The organism is Streptomyces sp. NRRL S-37 (assembly GCF_000721605.1).
Lineage (GTDB): Bacteria > Actinomycetota > Actinomycetes > Streptomycetales > Streptomycetaceae > Streptomyces.
Map to the genome: position 1 here is coordinate 193,936 of NZ_JOIZ01000004.1, position 16,462 is coordinate 210,397.

The window sequence follows — 16,462 nt, forward strand, 5'->3', positions numbered from 1 at the left end:
GGCACCGGTGAACGACCGATACGACGCGGGATACGGGGCCGACGGGGGCGGCGCCCCGTACGAGCTCGTCGGCTACGACGAGTACGGCCGGCCTGTCTACCGCCAGGCCACGGACCAGCAGAACCAGCAGTACGACGGTTACCCGCAGCAGGGCTACGGCTACGACCCGTACCACACGGGCGGACACCAGCAGCCCTCGTACGACCCTTACGGGACCGGGACCGGGACCGGGACCGGGGCCGGGACCGGTGCCCCGCAGCAGCCGCAGGCGCCGTCCTACGACTCCTACGACCCCTACGGCGCCCAGCCGGGCGGCCAGGGCGGCCGGAGCGCCCCGTACGACCCCTACGGCCAGACTGCGCAGTCCACGCAGTCCGCGCACACCGGGCAGCAGCCCCGCGTCACCGAGCAGACCGCGCACATCCCGCAGCAGCCCGGCCCGGCCGACGAGGAGCAGGGCCCCGACGAGCCCGCACCGGAGTACCGCACCGAGCAGTTCGCCTTCGTCGAGGAGCCCGACGGGGACTCCGAGGACGTCATCGACTGGATGAAGTTCACGGAGAACCGCACCGAGCGCCGGGAGGAGGCCAAGCGCCGCGCCCGCAGCCGGATCATCGCCCTCGTCGTGGTGTTCGCCCTGGTCGCGGCCGGCGGCGTCGGCTACCTCTGGTACGCCGGGAAGCTGCCGGGCCTGTCCGACTCCGGTCCCGGCACGGGCACCACGACGGCCGCGGGCGCGCAGAAGCGGGACGTCATCGTCGTCCACCTGCACGACACCACCAACGGCGGCACCGCCACCGCCCTGCTCGTCGACAACACCACCACCGAGCAGGGCACCACCGTCCTGCTGCCCAACTCCCTCACCCTGACCGCCGACGACGGCGCCACCACCACGCTCGCCAAGTCGGTCGAGGACGACGGCTCCGAGGGCACCAGGACCGCCCTCGACACCGTCCTCGGCACCGACATCGAGGGCACCTGGCGGCTGGACACCCCCTTCCTGCTCACCCTCGTCGACCTCGTCGGCAACATCGAGGTCGACACCGACACCGACGTGCCCGACCCGGACGCCGAGAAGAAGGGCGAGGCGCCCCTGGTCAAGAAGGGCAAGGACCAGACCCTCAGCGGCAAGATGGCCGTCGCCTACGCCACCCACCGTGGCTCCGGCGAGTCCCAGAACGCCCAGCTGGAGCGGTTCGGGCAGGTCCTGCACGGCGTCCTGCGCAAGATGACCTCCGACCCGGACGCCGCCACGGTCACCGTCCAGACCCTCGGGCAGATCATCGAGCCGCCGCTCACCGACAAGGACCTCGGCTCCTTCCTCGCCCGGCTCTCCGACCGCGCCAAGGGCGGCGACCACAAGACCGCCGTGCTGCCCGTGCAGGACGACGGCACGCTCACCGCCCAGGCGAGCGACAGCGTCGTCAAGGACGTCCTCGGCGGCACCGCCAAGAGCCCCGACAAGAACGCCGCCGTCAGCGTCTCCGTGCGCAACGCCACCGGGACGAAGGACAACACCGAGAAGGCCCGCGTGGTGCTCCTCAACGGCGGCTTCACCTTCCGGGACGCGGGCACCGCCGGCGCCGCCGAGACCACCTCGAAGGTCGTCTACGCCGACGCCGCCGAGAAGGAGAACGCCACCGAGGTCGCCAAGACCCTGGGACTGCCCGCCGGCTCCGTCACCAAGGGCGAGGTCTCCGCCAACGCCCGCGTCTCGGTCGTCCTCGGCCAGGACTACGACCCCGGCTCGTAGCGCGCTCCGGGCGCACCCTCCGTAATTACGGAGGGTGCGCCCGGCGGTCCGTGAGACCCTTGACAGCAAGTGTCCACCGACCGAAAGCCTCGCAGTGACCGCAACCGACCGTTCCCTCGAGCTCGTCACCACCGCCGCACAGGCGGCCGCCGACAAGCTCGCGCACGACATCGTCGCCTACGACGTCAGTGACGTGCTGTCCATCACCGACGCCTTCCTGCTGGCCTCCGCGCCCAACGACCGCCAGGTCAAGTCCATCGTCGACGAGATCGAGGAGCGGCTCAGCAAGGAGCTCGGCGCCAAGCCGGTCCGCCGCGAGGGCGACCGCGAGGCCCGCTGGGTGCTCCTCGACTACGTCGACATCGTCATCCACGTCCAGCACAGCGAGGAGCGCGTCTTCTACGCCCTGGAGCGGCTGTGGAAGGACTGCCCCGAGCTGGAGCTGCCCGAGGACGCCAAGGCCACCCGCGGCAAGGCCGCCGAGCACGCCAGGCTCCAGGAGGCCGAGGAGGCCGCGCAGCCCGGCGGTGAGTGGTGAGCGCCACCGGTGAGGTGGGCGGGTCCGCCCGCCGGGGCCGCCGCATCATCCTGTGGCGGCACGGCCAGACGTCCTGGAACGTGGCGCGCCGATTCCAGGGCTCCACGGACGTGGACCTCACCGAGACCGGCGTCGCCCAGGCCCGCCGGTCCGCCCGCCTCCTCGCGGGGCTCAAGCCCGACGCGATCGTCGCCTCCGACCTGAAGCGGGCCGCGGCCACCGCCGCCGAGCTCGCCGCGCTCACCGGCCTGGAGGTCACCCTCGACGAGGCCCTGCGGGAGACCTACGCCGGCGTCTGGCAGGGCCTGACGCACGACGAGATCATCGCCAGGTACGGCGACGAGTACACCGCGTGGAAGCGCGGTGAGCCGGTCCGCCGGGGCGGGGGCGAACTGGAGACCGAGGTCGCCGACCGCGCCGCCCCCGTGGTGCTGCGGCACGTCGAGAAGCTCCCGCAGGACGGCACGCTCGTCGTGGTCAGCCACGGCGGCACCATCCGCACCACCATCGGCCGGCTGCTCGGACTCGACCCGCACAACTGGGAGAGCCTGGGCGGTCTCACCAACTGCTGCTGGTCCGTCCTCGGCGAGGGCGCCCGCGGCTGGCGGCTGCTCGAGCACAACGCCGGCACCCTGCCGGAACCGGTGCTCGGCGACGACGACTGAGAGTGCTTCGATCCGGCCCCGGGACGTCCCGGGACCCGGATTTCACTTTCCGGCAGGTCACAGGCTAGAGTTCTTCTTGTTCGCCCCGCCGAGCGGGAGGAACACCAGGAAGCCGCGTCACGCGGCGGCCAGGGGCTATAGCTCAGTTGGTAGAGCGCCTGCATGGCATGCAGGAGGTCAGGAGTTCAATTCTCCTTAGCTCCACATGACGAAGATCCCGTCCCTCTCGAGGGGACGGGATCTTTTGTTGTCCGCCGTTGAGCAGGACGGCTCTCGGGGGCGTATACCCCTGTGAGGCGCCGAGCCGTGTCCTGACCGGTACCCCGGCGTCGCTGACCGTGTCGGCCCGGTCGTGGCAGAATCAAACGGCCGGAAGGGGGCGCGGCCCGACGGGAGGGAGTTGTGATGCCTGCGAGCATCCTCGAGGAGGTCGACCACCTCCTCGGAGCGGTGTCGACGCGACGGACCTCTACCCGCCTCAGCTGCCCTTCCTGCGGCTCCGCGCACGTCGCCCAGGTGCTCGGCGACAACGGCGGGATCTCCTACGTGTGCACGGCCTGCGGCCACAGCTGGAGCTGACCGATGGGTGCACACAGGCGGAAGTGCGACTGGTGCGGCAGCGGGACGCCGATCGTCCGGGACATGGAGCCGCTCAACCCCGACTACCAGTACTGGTGCGAGGAATGCGCGCGGGCGCTGATCATAAAAGGCGACCCCATCGAGACGTACCGCGAACTCGAGGGGGAGCCGATCTACGGCCGGCTGCTGGAGGAGCACTGCACGCTCAAGCGCTTCTATTCGTTCGTGACCGCGTGACCCCCGGCAGGGGAAATTCGGGACATAGGCGAGCGAAGCGAAACCGATTTGGTGTTGGCCCGGGTCGACCGTGTAAAGTTGGCGTCGCCGCCGGGGAAACCGGGCGGATCGATGCAAGGGGCTATAGCTCAGTTGGTAGAGCGCCTGCATGGCATGCAGGAGGTCAGGAGTTCAATTCTCCTTAGCTCCACAGAAGTCGAGGGCGGATCATCCGAACGGATGGTCCGCCCTCGCTGGTTGTCCGGGACCTCGCTGTCCGTTCCGGTCCTCGCCGGTTGTTCCGGTCCTTGCTGTGCCTGTCCCGGTCGTCCCGGACCGCCGTGGCGGCCCGGGACCCGTATCGGACCCGTCTCAGCGGCCCAGGGCGCGCCGGCCGCGCCCCTGCGAGAGCACCGGCAGATTGCGGGACGGCGCCTTCGCCTGGGGCGACTCGTCCTCGATGCGCAGGGCCAGCGCCGGGCAGCGGCGCACCGCCCGCAGCGCCTTCGCCTCCGCGAAACGCGGCACCTGCGCCTGAGCCACCGTCGGGAAGCCGTCCGCGCCGAGCTGGAACACCTCCGGGAGGATGTCCGCGCACAGGCCGTGGCCCCGGCACAGCGTCCAGTCGACGTAGATCTTCTGGCGGCTGGGCCCGTTCTCCTCGCCTCCGCCGCCCGGGATGCCCGTAGGGGCCCTGCCCCCCTCGAAGAGCGGCAGGACGCCCGCCACGGGCCGTCCGCAGCCGTTGCCGAGGACATGCGCGGCGAGGTCGTCGGTGAACGCCTTGAGGGTCGACTCCAGGAACATCGCGGAGCCGTCCGGGTGCGAACACGCCCCGCGCCGCTTCACGTTCTTGGCGACCTGCTTGACCGCCTCCAGGGCGGCCGGACCGCCGCCGTTGAGAATGTCCTCCAAGCCGCGCGCGGCGGCCGGCAGCCCCAGATAGCAGGGACCGCACTGGCCGGCGCTCTCCTCCGCCAGCCACTTCGCCACCATCAGCGACTCGCCCAGCGGGCAGGTGTCCTGACTGATCGGCAGGATCGCCCCGGCGCCGAGCGCACCGCCCACGGCGTCCAGGGAGTTGCGGGAGACGATCGCCTCGTTGACGGTCGCCGCGTCGATCCACTTGCCGTGGTAGCCGCCCGTCAGCACCCCCTGCGGCACCGGGGGAGCCCCGGCGAGCTGGAGGATGTAGCGCAGCGGCACACCCGTCGGCGCCTCGATCACCATCGGGCGGGCCACCGCCCCCGACACCGTGAGCATCACGGTGCCCGGCTCGTCGTACAGGCCGGTGTTGCCGTAGCGCTCCGGGCCGATGCGGGCGGCGATGGCGAGCTGGGCGAAGGTCTCGGCGTTGGACAGCAGCGTGGGCGCGCCGCCGACGCCGTTCTTCGAGGCGCTGGTCTTGCGGCCCGGCGGGATCGCCGGACCGCCGTCGATCGAGCGGATCAGGGAGGCCGCCGCGCCCGTGACCATGCGGACCGGGTTGCGCTGCACACGGGCGCGCAGCGCGGAGCGGCGGCTGTTGTTCAGGCCGCGTTCGGCGAGCGCGGCCTCCATGGAGCGCTGGGTGGACTCCCGGGTGACCCCCACCACGAGCGTGCGGGCACCCATGGCCTCGGCGCACAGCAGCGCGCCGTCCAGGATGAGATGAGGGGCACGGTTGATCAGCACCGTGTCCTTGCGGCAGGCCGGCTCGTCCTCGCTGCCGTTGACGACGACGACCGGCCGCACACCGCGCTTGATCGCCGTCTCGGCGACCGAGCGCAGCTTCTTGTGGAAGGGGAACCCCGCGCCGCCGCGGCCCCTGAGGTTGATGCGTTCGGCGAGCTGCGCGAGCTGCTCACCGCCCAGCGGCTCGAGCGGCCCGTGCACCTTGAGGTGCATGGGCAGATCGAGCCGGTCCACAAGGTCGAAGCCCGACGTGAGCTGGGGAAGTCCGACCACGCGGACTTCGGGTACGTCGGGCAGGGCCTCGTTCACCGGCGACCTCCGAGGATGCCCCCGGCTCCGGCCGGGAGAGGAATCGGGCTTCTGCGGGGCAGGGCGGAAAACGGGGTTTCACCCCGAGGACGGCGGACGGACCACGTGGCCGGGTGGCCCGGCCGCCGTGCGTCGTGAGAGCCAGGCACGCGCGACTCTTCCGTTGCTGTTGTTGGGGGAGGGTTCAATTGAAGCCTCCGGACGGCGTGTTCGGTGTGTTCCAGGGTTCGCCCGATCCCGGCGCGTCGAAGTCGTAGGACGACGACACGCCGGGGTTCGGTGCGGGGACGGGACCGCTGTTGTACGTGTCACTCGGGTTGTACGTGCTGGAGAGGCCGTTCGTCTCACCGGTGTCGTACACATCACGTGAACCGAACCCGGAAGCGGCCGGATTGTCATAGGCCGGGATGGTGTATCCGGTGTCCTGGAGCGGGTCGTACGCCGACGGCGGGGCCTCGCCGACCGGCGGCGGGGACGGGATCGGCCAGTTGCCCGAGGTGCTGGAGGGGCCGTCCACGCGCGGGATGGCCTCCGTGGGCTGCATGTCCAGCGGCAGTTCCATGCGGGAGGTCGCGTCGGTGAGGGGGGTCTGTCCAGCCGGCGGCCGGCCGGGGGCCGACACCGCGCGGTAGGCGGCCGCGAAGCCGTTCGCCGGTTCCGGCGCGGGCGCGGGCCCGGCGGTCTCGTACAGCGGGCGCCCGCCGCGCGGTCTCTCGCCCCGCCGGTCGCCGTCCCCGCGCGGACGTCCGTCGCCCCGCGCGGAGTCGCGCTCGCCGCCGTATCCCGGCAGGGCGGACCCGGCCGCCCGGGACCTGCTCTCCTCCAGCCGCTCCTCACGGCCGCGCTGCTGGTCGGCGGCGCCGAGCAGCGCGGTGAGACGGTCGGAGATCCTGCGCTTCACGCGGGGCGGGGAGGCGCGCACGGCGAGGGCCGCCATGACGCCGACCACGGACAGCCCGTAGAGGATCGTGAAGATCGGCTTCGCCGCTCGACCCGCGTAGAGCCCGTGCACCAGCGCGGCGCACCAGGCCGGGTAGGCCAGCATGTGCATCGCCCGCCAGCGGGCCGCGACCGGCGCCGGGGAGGCGAAGCGGTTGCGCAGCACACCGGTGATGCCGACGAAGATCATCAGCATCCCGGCGAGGGTGCCGAGCCCGATGAGGACCCCCCTGCCGGCGACGGCCTCGTCGTCGGTGAGGAGCAGTCCGAAGGGGATCACCGCGGCGATCCAGGTGGTGTGCTCCTGCAGCAGCTTGACGACGATGTGCACCAGCAGGAAGACGATCGAGGCGACCGCGGTCGTCCGGTGCACCGCCTGCGCCAGGATCCGCTGCCGGGGGCCGAGCAGGATGCGGTCCTGGGCGACGAGTCCCCAGATCACCGAGCAGCTCAGGGAGACCAGGGACAGCACGCCCGCACCGAAGCTGAGGAACTCGACGAGCCAGTCGTCCGCCGTGCTGTCGTCCGGCCTCACGACCTGCCTCCCGGCGTCCCGGCGCGGAGCGGGCACGACGGAGCCGCAGCCGACCGGCCCCGAGCGGGGGGCGGGCTGCAGTCTGGACGAGGGTTCATGGGGCGACTCCGAAGGTTCGGTAAAGCGGTCCCGCTGCCGAACTCTAAGGGGCGTCATACCGATGAGTACGAGGTTTGAGTTATTGCGCTGTTATCAAATGACGATGAGGCCGCTGTGATGCCCCTTAGCGGTCGTTACGCGAAGTAATCTTTGACCTCGGGTCAACGTGTCGCGGAAGCGCGTCGCGGCCGGATCGGCGGCTGCGGTACCCTGGCGCCATGCGTGCCGTACGCCTTCTGCTTAGCGGGCCGCGCTGATCAGTCCCGACCGCCGGTGACCGGCAGGCCGGAATCGGCGCGGCGTCCCCTCCTGTGCGAGGGGATTTTTCATTTCCGGGAAGTCCGCAGCAGCAGGCAGAGACGATCGATGGAGCATTGAGGATCATGAGCGAGACGAACCCCGCAGCCGCGGAGGCCGCGCCGCACCGCTACACGGCCGCCCTGGCCGCCGAGATCGAGGCACGCTGGCAGGACTTCTGGGACGCCGACGGCACCTACGCCGCTCCCAACCCGAGCGGCGACCTGTCGGGCGATCCGGAGACGGCCGCCAGGCCCAAGAAGTTCATCATGGACATGTTCCCGTACCCCTCGGGTGCGGGACTGCACGTCGGACACCCGCTGGGCTACATCGCCACCGACGTCTTCGCCCGCTTCCAGCGCATGACCGGGCACAACGTCCTGCACACCCTGGGCTTCGACGCCTTCGGCCTGCCCGCCGAGCAGTACGCGGTGCAGACCGGCACGCACCCGCGCGTGTCGACCGAGGCCAACATGGAGAACATGAAGTCCCAGCTGCGCCGGCTGGGCCTGGGCCACGACAAGCGCCGCTCGTTCGCCACGATCGACCCCGAGTACTACAAGTGGACCCAGTGGATCTTCCTGCAGATCTTCAACTCCTGGTACGACGACGAGGCGAAGCGGGCCCGCCCGATCTCCGAGCTGGCCGAGCAGTTCGCGTCCGGTGAGCGCGCCGTCCCCGGCGGCCGCTCCTGGAGCGAGCTGACCGAGGCCGAGCGCGCCGACGTCCTGGGCGAGTACCGCCTGGCCTACGCCTCCGACGCGCCGGTCAACTGGTGCCCCGGCCTGGGCACCGTCCTGGCCAACGAGGAGGTCACCGCCGAGGGCCGCTCCGAGCGCGGCAACTTCCCCGTCTTCAAGGCCAAGCTGCGCCAGTGGAACATGCGCATCACCGCCTACGCCGACCGTCTGCTGGACGACCTGGACGCCCTGGACTGGCCCGAGGCCATCAAGCTGCAGCAGCGCAACTGGATCGGCCGCTCCGAGGGCGCCCGCGTCGGCTTCCCGATCGACGGCGAGAGCATCACCGTCTTCACCACCCGCCCCGACACCCTGTTCGGTGCGACCTACATGGTGCTGGCGCCCGAGCACCCCCTGGTCGAGAAGTTCACGCCCCAGGAGTGGCCCGAGGGCACCCACGCGGTGTGGACCGGCGGGCACGCCACGCCCGCCGAGGCCGTCGCCGCCTACCGCGCGCAGGCCGCCGCCAAGTCCGACGTCGAGCGGCAGGCCGAGGCCAAGGACAAGACCGGCGTCTTCATCGGCGCGTACGCCACCAACCCGGTCAACGGCGAGCAGGTCCCCGTCTTCATCGCCGACTACGTCCTGATGGGCTACGGCACCGGCGCGATCATGGCCGTCCCGGCCGGCGACCAGCGCGACTTCGAGTTCGCCCGCGCCTTCGAGCTGCCGATCCGCTGCATCGTCGAGCCGACCGACGGCCGCGGCACGGACACCTCCACATGGGAGGACGCCTTCTCCTCGTACGACGCGAAGATCATCAACTCGTCGAACGACGAGGTCTCCCTGGACGGCCTGGGCGTCGCCGAGGCCAAGGCGCGCGTCATCGAGTGGCTGGAGCGGTCGGGCCACGGCGAGGGCACCGTCAACTTCCGCCTGCGCGACTGGCTGTTCAGCCGGCAGCGCTACTGGGGCGAGCCCTTCCCGATCGTCTACGACGAGGACGGCGTCGCCCACGCCCTGCCCGAGTCGATGCTGCCGCTGGAGCTGCCCGAGGTCGAGGACTACAGCCCCCGCACCTTCGACCCGGACGACGCCGACACCCGGCCCGAGACGCCGCTGTCGCGCAACGAGGACTGGGTCAACGTCACCCTGGACCTGGGCGACGGGCCGAAGAAGTACCGCCGCGAGACCAACACCATGCCCAACTGGGCCGGTTCCTGCTGGTACGAGCTGCGCTACCTGGACCCGCACAACAGCGAGCGGCTGGTCGACCCGGCCGTCGAGCAGTACTGGATGGGCCCGCGCGAGGGCATGCCGCACGGCGGCGTCGACCTGTACGTCGGCGGCGCCGAACACGCCGTACTGCACCTGCTGTACGCCCGCTTCTGGTCCAAGGTGCTGTACGACCTGGGACACGTGTCGTCCGCGGAGCCGTTCCACAAGCTGTTCAACCAGGGCATGATCCAGGCCTACGTCTACCGCGACAGCCGGGGCATCGCCGTACCGGCCGCCGAGGTCGAGGAGCGCGACGGCGGCTACTGGTACCAGGGCGAGCGCGTCACCCGCCTGCTGGGCAAGATGGGCAAGTCCCTGAAGAACGCCGTCACCCCGGACGAGATCTGCGCCGAGTACGGCGCCGACACGCTGCGCCTGTACGAGATGGCCATGGGCCCGCTGGACGTCTCCCGGCCGTGGGACACCCGCGCGGTGGTCGGCCAGTTCCGGCTGCTGCAGCGGCTGTGGCGCAACATCGTCGACGAGGCGAGCGGTGAGGTCACCGTCGTCGACACCGACGACGTCGACGAGGACACCCTGCGCGCCCTGCACAAGGCGATCGACGGCGTGCGCGGCGACCTGGAGGGCATGCGCTTCAACACCGCCATCGCCAAGGTCACCGAGCTGAACAACCACCTGACCAAGCGGGGAGAGGCGCTGCCGCGCACCGTCGCGGAGTCCCTGGTGCTGCTGGTCGCCCCGCTGGCCCCGCACATCGCCGAGGAGCTGTGGCGCAAGCTGGGGCACACGGACTCCGTGGTGCACCGGGACTTCCCGGTCGCCGACCCGGCGTACGTGGTCGACGAGACCGTCACCTGCGTCGTACAGATCAAGGGCAAGGTCAAGGCACGCCTGGAGGTGTCCCCGGACATCGCCGAGGACGAGCTGGAGAAGGTCGCGCTGGCCGACGAGCGGGTCGTCGCGGCGCTGGACGGCGCCGGGATCCGCAAGGTGATCGTCCGGGCGCCGAAGCTGGTGAACATCGTCCCGGCGTGAGGTGAGCGCTTCGGGGGCCCGTCCGGTGCGATCCGCCGGACGGGCCCCGGGCTTCAGGGCGTCCGGTGGTCCGGTGGTCCGGTGATCCGGGTAGTCCCTTACGGGCAGGTTCGGGGTTGTTCAGGAACTCCGGACCTGCCCGCTGCGTTTACCGTTGAAGAGCGGCGCGAAGTGCGCCGGGACAGGCCGGAAGGCCCGGAGGAGGAGCTTCGTGGAGACGGTGTTCGCAGTGGTCGCCCTGCTCTTCGTGCTCTTCGTCGCGCTCGGCGCCTACGCCACGGTGAAGGTCGTCGGCGCCGCCAAGCGCAGCGCGGACCGCCACCTCACCCAGGCCCGCCGCACGGTCGAGGACCACACCCTGCGGGCCAAGGCCTTCGCCCAGCCCGGCCCGGCCGGCCAGATCGCCCAGCTCCGGCTGGGGCTGCGCACCTCCATGCGGGCCACCCAGGACGCCCTGGAGGCCGCCGTCACCGAGGACGAGTCCCTCAAGGAGTCCCTCGGTCTCTTCCAGCGGCTCAGCGCGCACGGCCATGAACTGGACGGCGAGCTCAGGCGCCTGGAGTCCGAACCGGACCGCACCACCCTCGCCGCCCGGCTGCCCGAGCTGCGCGAGCGCACCGAGCGCATCACGAGCGCCGCGGACTCCCTGCGCTGGGCGGCCCGCGACCGCGCCCGCCGTTTCGCCTCCGACGACCTGGACTCGCTGAGCGAGCAGATCGACATGGAGGCCGGGGCCCTGCGCCACTGGACCACCACGGAGCGGCACCCGGCACCCCCGCCCTGGCCCGAGACCCCCGCCGCCGACGCCCCGGAGCCCGCCCCGGCGAAGGAACCGGAGCAGCGGACCGACCGGCCCGCCATCACCCCGCCGGCACCGCGCCCCACCTACTCCTGGCAGAAGAAGCCCCGCCCCGAGAGCACCACGTGAGTACCACGTGAGCACCCCCTGATCCGGCCACCGTCGGCCCCGCCCCGCGAGGCCGGGCTGCCGCACGGGCACTACGGCAGGTAACCTCCAGCTCATGTCCCGCCATGTCGCGATCGTCACCGATTCAACGGCCTACCTGCCGGCCCGGACGATGGAGCGGCACCGCATCACGGCGGTACCCCTGACCGTGGTCCTCGGCGACCGCGCGCTCGAAGAGGGCACCGAGATCTCCACCCGCTCCCTCGCCCAGGCTTTGCAGAAGCGGCGCCCCGTCACGACCTCACGGCCCGGCCCCGAGGTGTTCGCCGAGACCTACCGCAGGGCCGCCGAGTCCGGTGCCACCGGCATCGTCTCCCTCCACCTCTCCGCCGAGCTCTCCGGCACCTACGACGCGGCGGTCGTCGCCGCCCGCGAGGCGCCCGTGCCGGTACGGGTGGTGGACACCGGCATGATCGCGATGGCGCTCGGGTTCTGCGCGCTGGCGGCGGCGGAGACCGCGGAGGCGGGCGGCACGGTGGACGAGGCGGTCACGGCCGCGGAGAAGCGGGCGGCGGACACGTCCGCCTACTTCTACGTCGACACGCTCGACTATCTGCGCCGGGGCGGCCGGATCGGCGCCGCGCAGGCCCTGCTGGGCTCGGCCCTCGCGGTCAAGCCGCTGCTGCAGCTCGCGGGCGGCCGGATCGAACCGCTGGAGAAGGTCCGTACGGCGTCGAAGGCGATCGCCCGCCTGGAGGAGATCGCGGCCGAGCGGGCGGGCGGGGCGGAGGTCGACGTCGCCGTCCACCACCTCGCCGCGCAGGAGCGCGCGTCGGCCCTCGCCGACCGGCTGCGGACCCGGCTGCCGGGCCTGGCCGACCTGCACGTCAGCGAGGTGGGCGCGGTGATCGGGGCGCACACGGGGCCCGGACTGCTGGGGGTCGTGGTCTCGGCCCGGTGAGGCCGGTGTGCTCGTACGGGTGACGGAGTTGTCCACAACCGGGCGGTAGTCCCCGGAAAACAGGCAAGATCATCACGAATGGGCCGAGGTGCCGGATCCTCGTGGCATGGCACTTCGATCACGCTCACGCACAGGGACAGCGACCAGCGGCCCGGGCCGCCCACCCGCCTCCGACGGCCGTGCCCGCCACCGCAGGCCGGCCGAGCCCCGCGGCCGGCCCCCGCGCCGGGACCGCCGGGCGACGGCGGAGGAAATCCGCCGCCGGGCGGAATCACTGTTCGACGGCGACGACCACACCGCGCACGGCAGGCGCCCCCCGGCCTGGGCCCTGACCGGCACCCGCCGCATCACACGGGCCGGTTCCTCGGCGGCCGGGAACCGGCCGGGGGCGGTGGACCGCGCGGGCGGTGCGGACTGCGCGGGCGGTGCGGACCGTGGGACGGCCGCGGACCGCGTGCCGGACCAGGGCCGCTCGGCGGCGGTGGAGCACCAGGGCGCCGGGGAGCACGCGGCGATGGCTGGGAACCGGGCGGTGGACACGGGCCGGCCGGGGTCCGGGGACCGGTGGGCGGATGTCTGCCGGCCGGTGGTTCCTGAGCGGTCGGCGGAGCCGGGGCGGCCGGCGGCTGTGGACCTGCGGGCCGCGCCGGGGCGGTCGACGGCCGCCGGGGACTTTCTCGCGGCGGGGCCCGGTGGTGGCGCGGTCGCGCTGGACGACGAGGGCGGTACCACGAACCCGGAGGAAGCCGGTGGAGCGTCCGCACGGGGACGACGGGAGCGGGCCGGGCTCGCGCTGCGGGAGCGCCTGCCGTTATGGGTGCAGACGCGGTGCGGCATGGAGCGGCGGAGCGTGGCCGCGCTGTCGGTACTGCTCGTGATCGCCGTGGGGTTCGCCGTACAGCACTTCTGGACCGGACGGACCCAGCCGGTACGGGCGCCGGAGGTGGTGCGGGCGGCGACGGTTCCGCACGGGGAGCACGGCAAGGACACAGTGAAGGGGGAGGCCGCGCCGGACGGTGCGGTGAGGCCCGGCGGCCCGGGACCGGCGGGGACCGAGATCGTGGTCGACGTCAGCGGCAAGGTGCGGGACCCGGGAATCCACCGCCTGCCCGCCGGTTCACGCGTCGAGGACGCGCTGCGGGCGGCCGGCGGAGTACGGCCCGGCACCAGGACCGACACCCTGAACCGCGCCCGTTTCCTCGTCGACGGCGAGCAGGTGGTCGTAGGGGGCCCGGCACCGGCCGCGGCAGCCCCCGGCGGCGGTACGGGTACGGCGGCGGGAGCCGGCCCCACCGCACCGGTGTCCCTCAGCACCGCCACCCTCGACCAGCTCGACGCCCTCCCCGGAGTAGGCCCCGTGCTGGCCCAGCACATCGTCGACCACCGCACCCGCAACGGCGGTTTCCGCTCGGTGGACGAACTCCGCGAGGTGAACGGCATCGGCGACCGCCGTTTCGCGGAGCTGCGGAACCTCGTACGGCCATGAGGACCGAACCGGCGGACACGACGGCACCACCGCCCCCGCGGCCCACCGCCCGGCAGCACGTCCACGCCGCCTCCGGCAAGCGGCTCGGCGCCGCGCACCCGAGGCAGGAGGGACCGACGGACCTGCGGCTGGTCCCGCCCGCCCTGGCCGCCTGGGCCACGGCCGCCGTGCTGCTGCACGCCCCGCCCGGCCGGGTGGCGGGCACGGTGATCGCCGCCCTGCTGACGGCCGGCGCCCTCCTCCTGGCGCGCAGCCGCCTGACCGGACGCGGACGGGCCACCGCCCATGCCACCGCCGCCGCACTGCTCTGCGTCGCCGCGGCCGCCGGATCGGCGGGACTGCACGGCGCGGACCTGCGACGAGGCCCCGTGCCCGCACTGGCGCGGGAGTACGCCCCGGTGACCGCCGAGGTCGAGATCACCACCGACCCCCGGCTCACCCGGCCCAGGGTCAGCGGCAACCGCATGGCCCCCACCTCCGTACTGATCGAGGCCGACGTACGACGGGTGGAGCGGGCCGGCGGCACGGCGGAGACGACCCGCACGCCCGTCCTGCTGATCGTCGACCCGGGCCCCTCCGGACGCACCGCACCGGACGCCGCGAACCGCTCCCCTTGGCTCACCCTCCTGCCCTCCACCCGCCTCCGCGTCGAGGCACGGCTCGCCCCGGCGAGGGCGGGCGGCGACCGGTTCGCCGCCGTACTGCGAGTGAAGGGCCGCGACGGCCCCGAGACCGTGGGCCGGCCGTCGGGCCCGCAGCGACTGGCGGGACGGCTGCGGGCCGGACTGCGGGAGGCGACCGCCGGACTGCCGGCGGACGCCCGGGCGCTGCTGCCCGGCCTGGTCGTGGGCGACACCGCGAGGATCACCCCCGAACTGAACGAGGCGTTCCGGGAGACCGACCTCACCCACACACTCGCCGTATCCGGCGCCAACTTCACCATCCTCCTCGCCCTGCTCCTCGGCCCGCCCGGCCTGGCCCAGCGGGCCGAGCGACGCGGACTCGCACCCCGCCTCGGCATCCCCCTGCGGACCACCGCACTCCTCGGCGCGACGCTCTCCCTCGCCTTCGTCATCGTGTGCCGGCCCGACCCCAGCGTGCTGCGGGCCGCCGCCTGCGGCTCCGTCGCCCTGCTCGCGCTCGCCACCGGCCGCCGCAGATCACTGATCCCGGCGCTGGCGACGGCGGTCCTGCTCCTGGTGCTCTACGACCCCTGGCTGGCCCGCAGCCCCGGCTTCCTGCTCTCCGTGCTGGCCACCGGCGCGCTGCTCACCCTCGCGCCACGCTGGAGCGCGGGACTGCGGAGGCGCGGTGTGCCGCCCCGCCTCGCGGAGGCGCTGGCCGCCGCGGGCGCCGCACAGGCCGTGTGCGCGCCGGTGGTCGCCGTGCTGGCGGCGCGGGTCAGCCTGGTGGCGATCCCCTGCAACCTGCTCGCGGAGGCCGCGCTCGCACCGGCCACGGTGCTGGGCTTCCTGGCCCTGGCCACCGCACCGCTGGTGATGCCGGCGGCGAAGGCACTGGCCTGGTGCGCGAGCTGGCCCGCGGAGTGGATCGCACAGGTCGCCAGAACGGGCGCCGCGCTGCCCGGCGCGGGAGTGGACTGGCCCGGCAGCTGGACCGGCGCGGCGGCACTCGGCGCGGTCACCCTGGCCGCGCTGCTCGTGGGCCGCCGCCTGCTCGGCCACCCCTGGTGGTGTGCCGCCTGCGCACTCCTGCTGGTACTGGTGGTGCTGCAGCCACGGCCCCTCACCCGGGCGATCACGGGCTGGCCCCCGCCGGGCTGGCGGATGGTGATGTGCGACGTCGGCCAGGGCGACGCGCTGGTACTGGCGGCGGGCGAGAACACCGGCGTGGTCGTGGACGCCGGCCCCGACCCGGCCCTCGTCGACCACTGCCTGCGCTCCCTCGGCATCACCAGCGTCCCCCTGGTGGTCCTGACCCACTTCCACGCCGACCACGTGGCGGGCCTGCCCGGCGTCCTGCGCGGACGCGCGGTGGGCGCCGTCGAGACGACGTCCTTCGAAGAACCCACCGACCAGGCCGCGTTCGTCCGGAGACTCGCCGCCGCCCGGCACATCCCGGTGACGCACGCCGCGGCCGGCGAGGCACGGCGCACGGGAGATCTGTCCTGGGAGGTGGTGTGGCCCCCACCGAGCGCCCACTCCGCGCCGGAAGGCCCGAACGACGCCAGCGTCGCCATGCTGGTCCGCACGGCCGGCCTGCGCCTGCTCCTCCTCGGGGACCTGGAACCCCCGTCCCAGCGCGCCCTGGCGAGATCACCGGCGGCCGGGAGCCTGACCGACGTGGACGTCCTCAAAGTCGCCCATCACGGCTCGGCATACCGAGATCCGGACCTCATACGCCGCGCAGCCCCACGGCTGGCGCTGATCAGCACGGGGGAGGACAACACGTACGGGCACCCCGCCCCGAACACGCTCGCCGCCCTGCGGGCCGGGGGAGCGACGGTGCTGCGCACGGACCGGGACGGCGCACTGGCGGTGGCCGCCGGCGAGAACGGGGGTGAGGAAATGCGGGTGGCTCGACACTGAG

12 protein-coding genes and 2 tRNA genes are annotated in these 16,462 nt (G+C 72.9%); 12 read left to right on the top strand and 2 right to left on the bottom strand.

The annotated features are described in order from the left end of the window. The first annotated feature begins 7 nt into the window (after positions 1-7). The 7 genes from IH50_RS0106390 to IH50_RS0106420 all read left to right on the top strand — a co-directional run bounded on the left by IH50_RS0106390 (position 8) and on the right by IH50_RS0106420 (position 3,962). A complete protein-coding gene (locus IH50_RS0106390) occupies positions 8-1,753 on the top strand; it encodes a LytR C-terminal domain-containing protein (protein WP_030858191.1) in 1,746 nt (581 codons plus the stop codon). 94 nt (positions 1,754-1,847) lie between these two features. Next, on the top strand, positions 1,848-2,291 hold the full coding sequence (gene rsfS, locus IH50_RS0106395) for a ribosome silencing factor (protein ID WP_030858193.1): 444 nt from the start codon (positions 1,848-1,850) through the stop codon (positions 2,289-2,291). Next, positions 2,288-2,956 carry a histidine phosphatase family protein gene (locus IH50_RS0106400; RefSeq protein ID WP_030858195.1) on the top strand — a complete coding sequence of 223 codons (669 nt, stop codon included), beginning with the start codon at positions 2,288-2,290 and terminating at the stop codon, positions 2,954-2,956. Before rsfS ends, IH50_RS0106400 begins: the two co-directional genes overlap by 4 nt. Positions 2,957-3,087: 131 nt before the next feature. Further along, positions 3,088-3,160: transfer RNA gene (locus IH50_RS0106405), tRNA-Ala, on the top strand. A 201-nt stretch (positions 3,161-3,361) separates the two neighbouring features. After that, entirely contained in the window at positions 3,362-3,535 is a 174-nt protein-coding gene (locus IH50_RS40775; RefSeq protein ID WP_006136075.1) for a hypothetical protein, read from the top strand. Between the two features lie 3 nt (positions 3,536-3,538). Continuing rightward, entirely contained in the window at positions 3,539-3,772 is a 234-nt protein-coding gene (locus IH50_RS0106415) for a hypothetical protein (protein WP_019523121.1), read from the top strand. Positions 3,773-3,889: 117 nt separating this feature from the next. After that, positions 3,890-3,962 (top strand) — tRNA-Ala (locus IH50_RS0106420). 161 nt (positions 3,963-4,123) lie between these two features. On the opposite strand, the gene IH50_RS0106425 is transcribed toward IH50_RS0106420, so the two are convergent. After that, a complete protein-coding gene (locus IH50_RS0106425) occupies positions 4,124-5,734 on the bottom strand; it encodes an NADH-quinone oxidoreductase subunit NuoF family protein (RefSeq protein ID WP_030858198.1) in 1,611 nt (536 codons plus the stop codon). Positions 5,735-5,918: 184 nt separating this feature from the next. After that, on the bottom strand, positions 5,919-7,208 hold the full coding sequence (locus tag IH50_RS0106430) for a ferric reductase-like transmembrane domain-containing protein (RefSeq protein WP_030858200.1): 1,290 nt from the start codon (positions 7,206-7,208) through the stop codon (positions 5,919-5,921). Between the two features lie 482 nt (positions 7,209-7,690). On the opposite strand from IH50_RS0106430, the gene leuS reads away from it, so the two are divergent. The 5 genes from leuS to IH50_RS0106455 all read left to right on the top strand — a co-directional run bounded on the left by leuS (position 7,691) and on the right by IH50_RS0106455 (position 16,461). After that, entirely contained in the window at positions 7,691-10,558 is a 2,868-nt protein-coding gene (gene leuS / locus IH50_RS0106435) for a leucine--tRNA ligase (protein WP_030858202.1), read from the top strand. A 211-nt stretch (positions 10,559-10,769) separates the two neighbouring features. Further along, positions 10,770-11,486 (top strand): hypothetical protein, encoded by a 717-nt coding sequence (locus IH50_RS0106440; protein ID WP_030858204.1) that lies wholly within the window; start codon positions 10,770-10,772, stop codon positions 11,484-11,486. Positions 11,487-11,580: 94 nt separating this feature from the next. Beyond that, the gene (locus tag IH50_RS0106445; RefSeq protein WP_030858205.1) at positions 11,581-12,426 is read left to right on the top strand and encodes a DegV family protein; all 846 of its coding nucleotides are present in this window, start codon (positions 11,581-11,583) and stop codon (positions 12,424-12,426) included. Between the two features lie 514 nt (positions 12,427-12,940). Continuing rightward, positions 12,941-13,912: a helix-hairpin-helix domain-containing protein gene (locus tag IH50_RS42440; RefSeq protein WP_420709022.1), complete on the top strand. Its 972-nt coding sequence runs from the start codon at positions 12,941-12,943 to the stop codon at positions 13,910-13,912. Beyond that, positions 13,909-16,461, top strand: coding sequence for a ComEC/Rec2 family competence protein (locus IH50_RS0106455; RefSeq protein WP_051767204.1), 2,553 nt, complete (start codon positions 13,909-13,911; stop codon positions 16,459-16,461). The genes IH50_RS42440 and IH50_RS0106455 overlap by 4 nt, the downstream gene beginning before the upstream one ends. The last annotated feature ends 1 nt before the right edge of the window (position 16,462 follow it).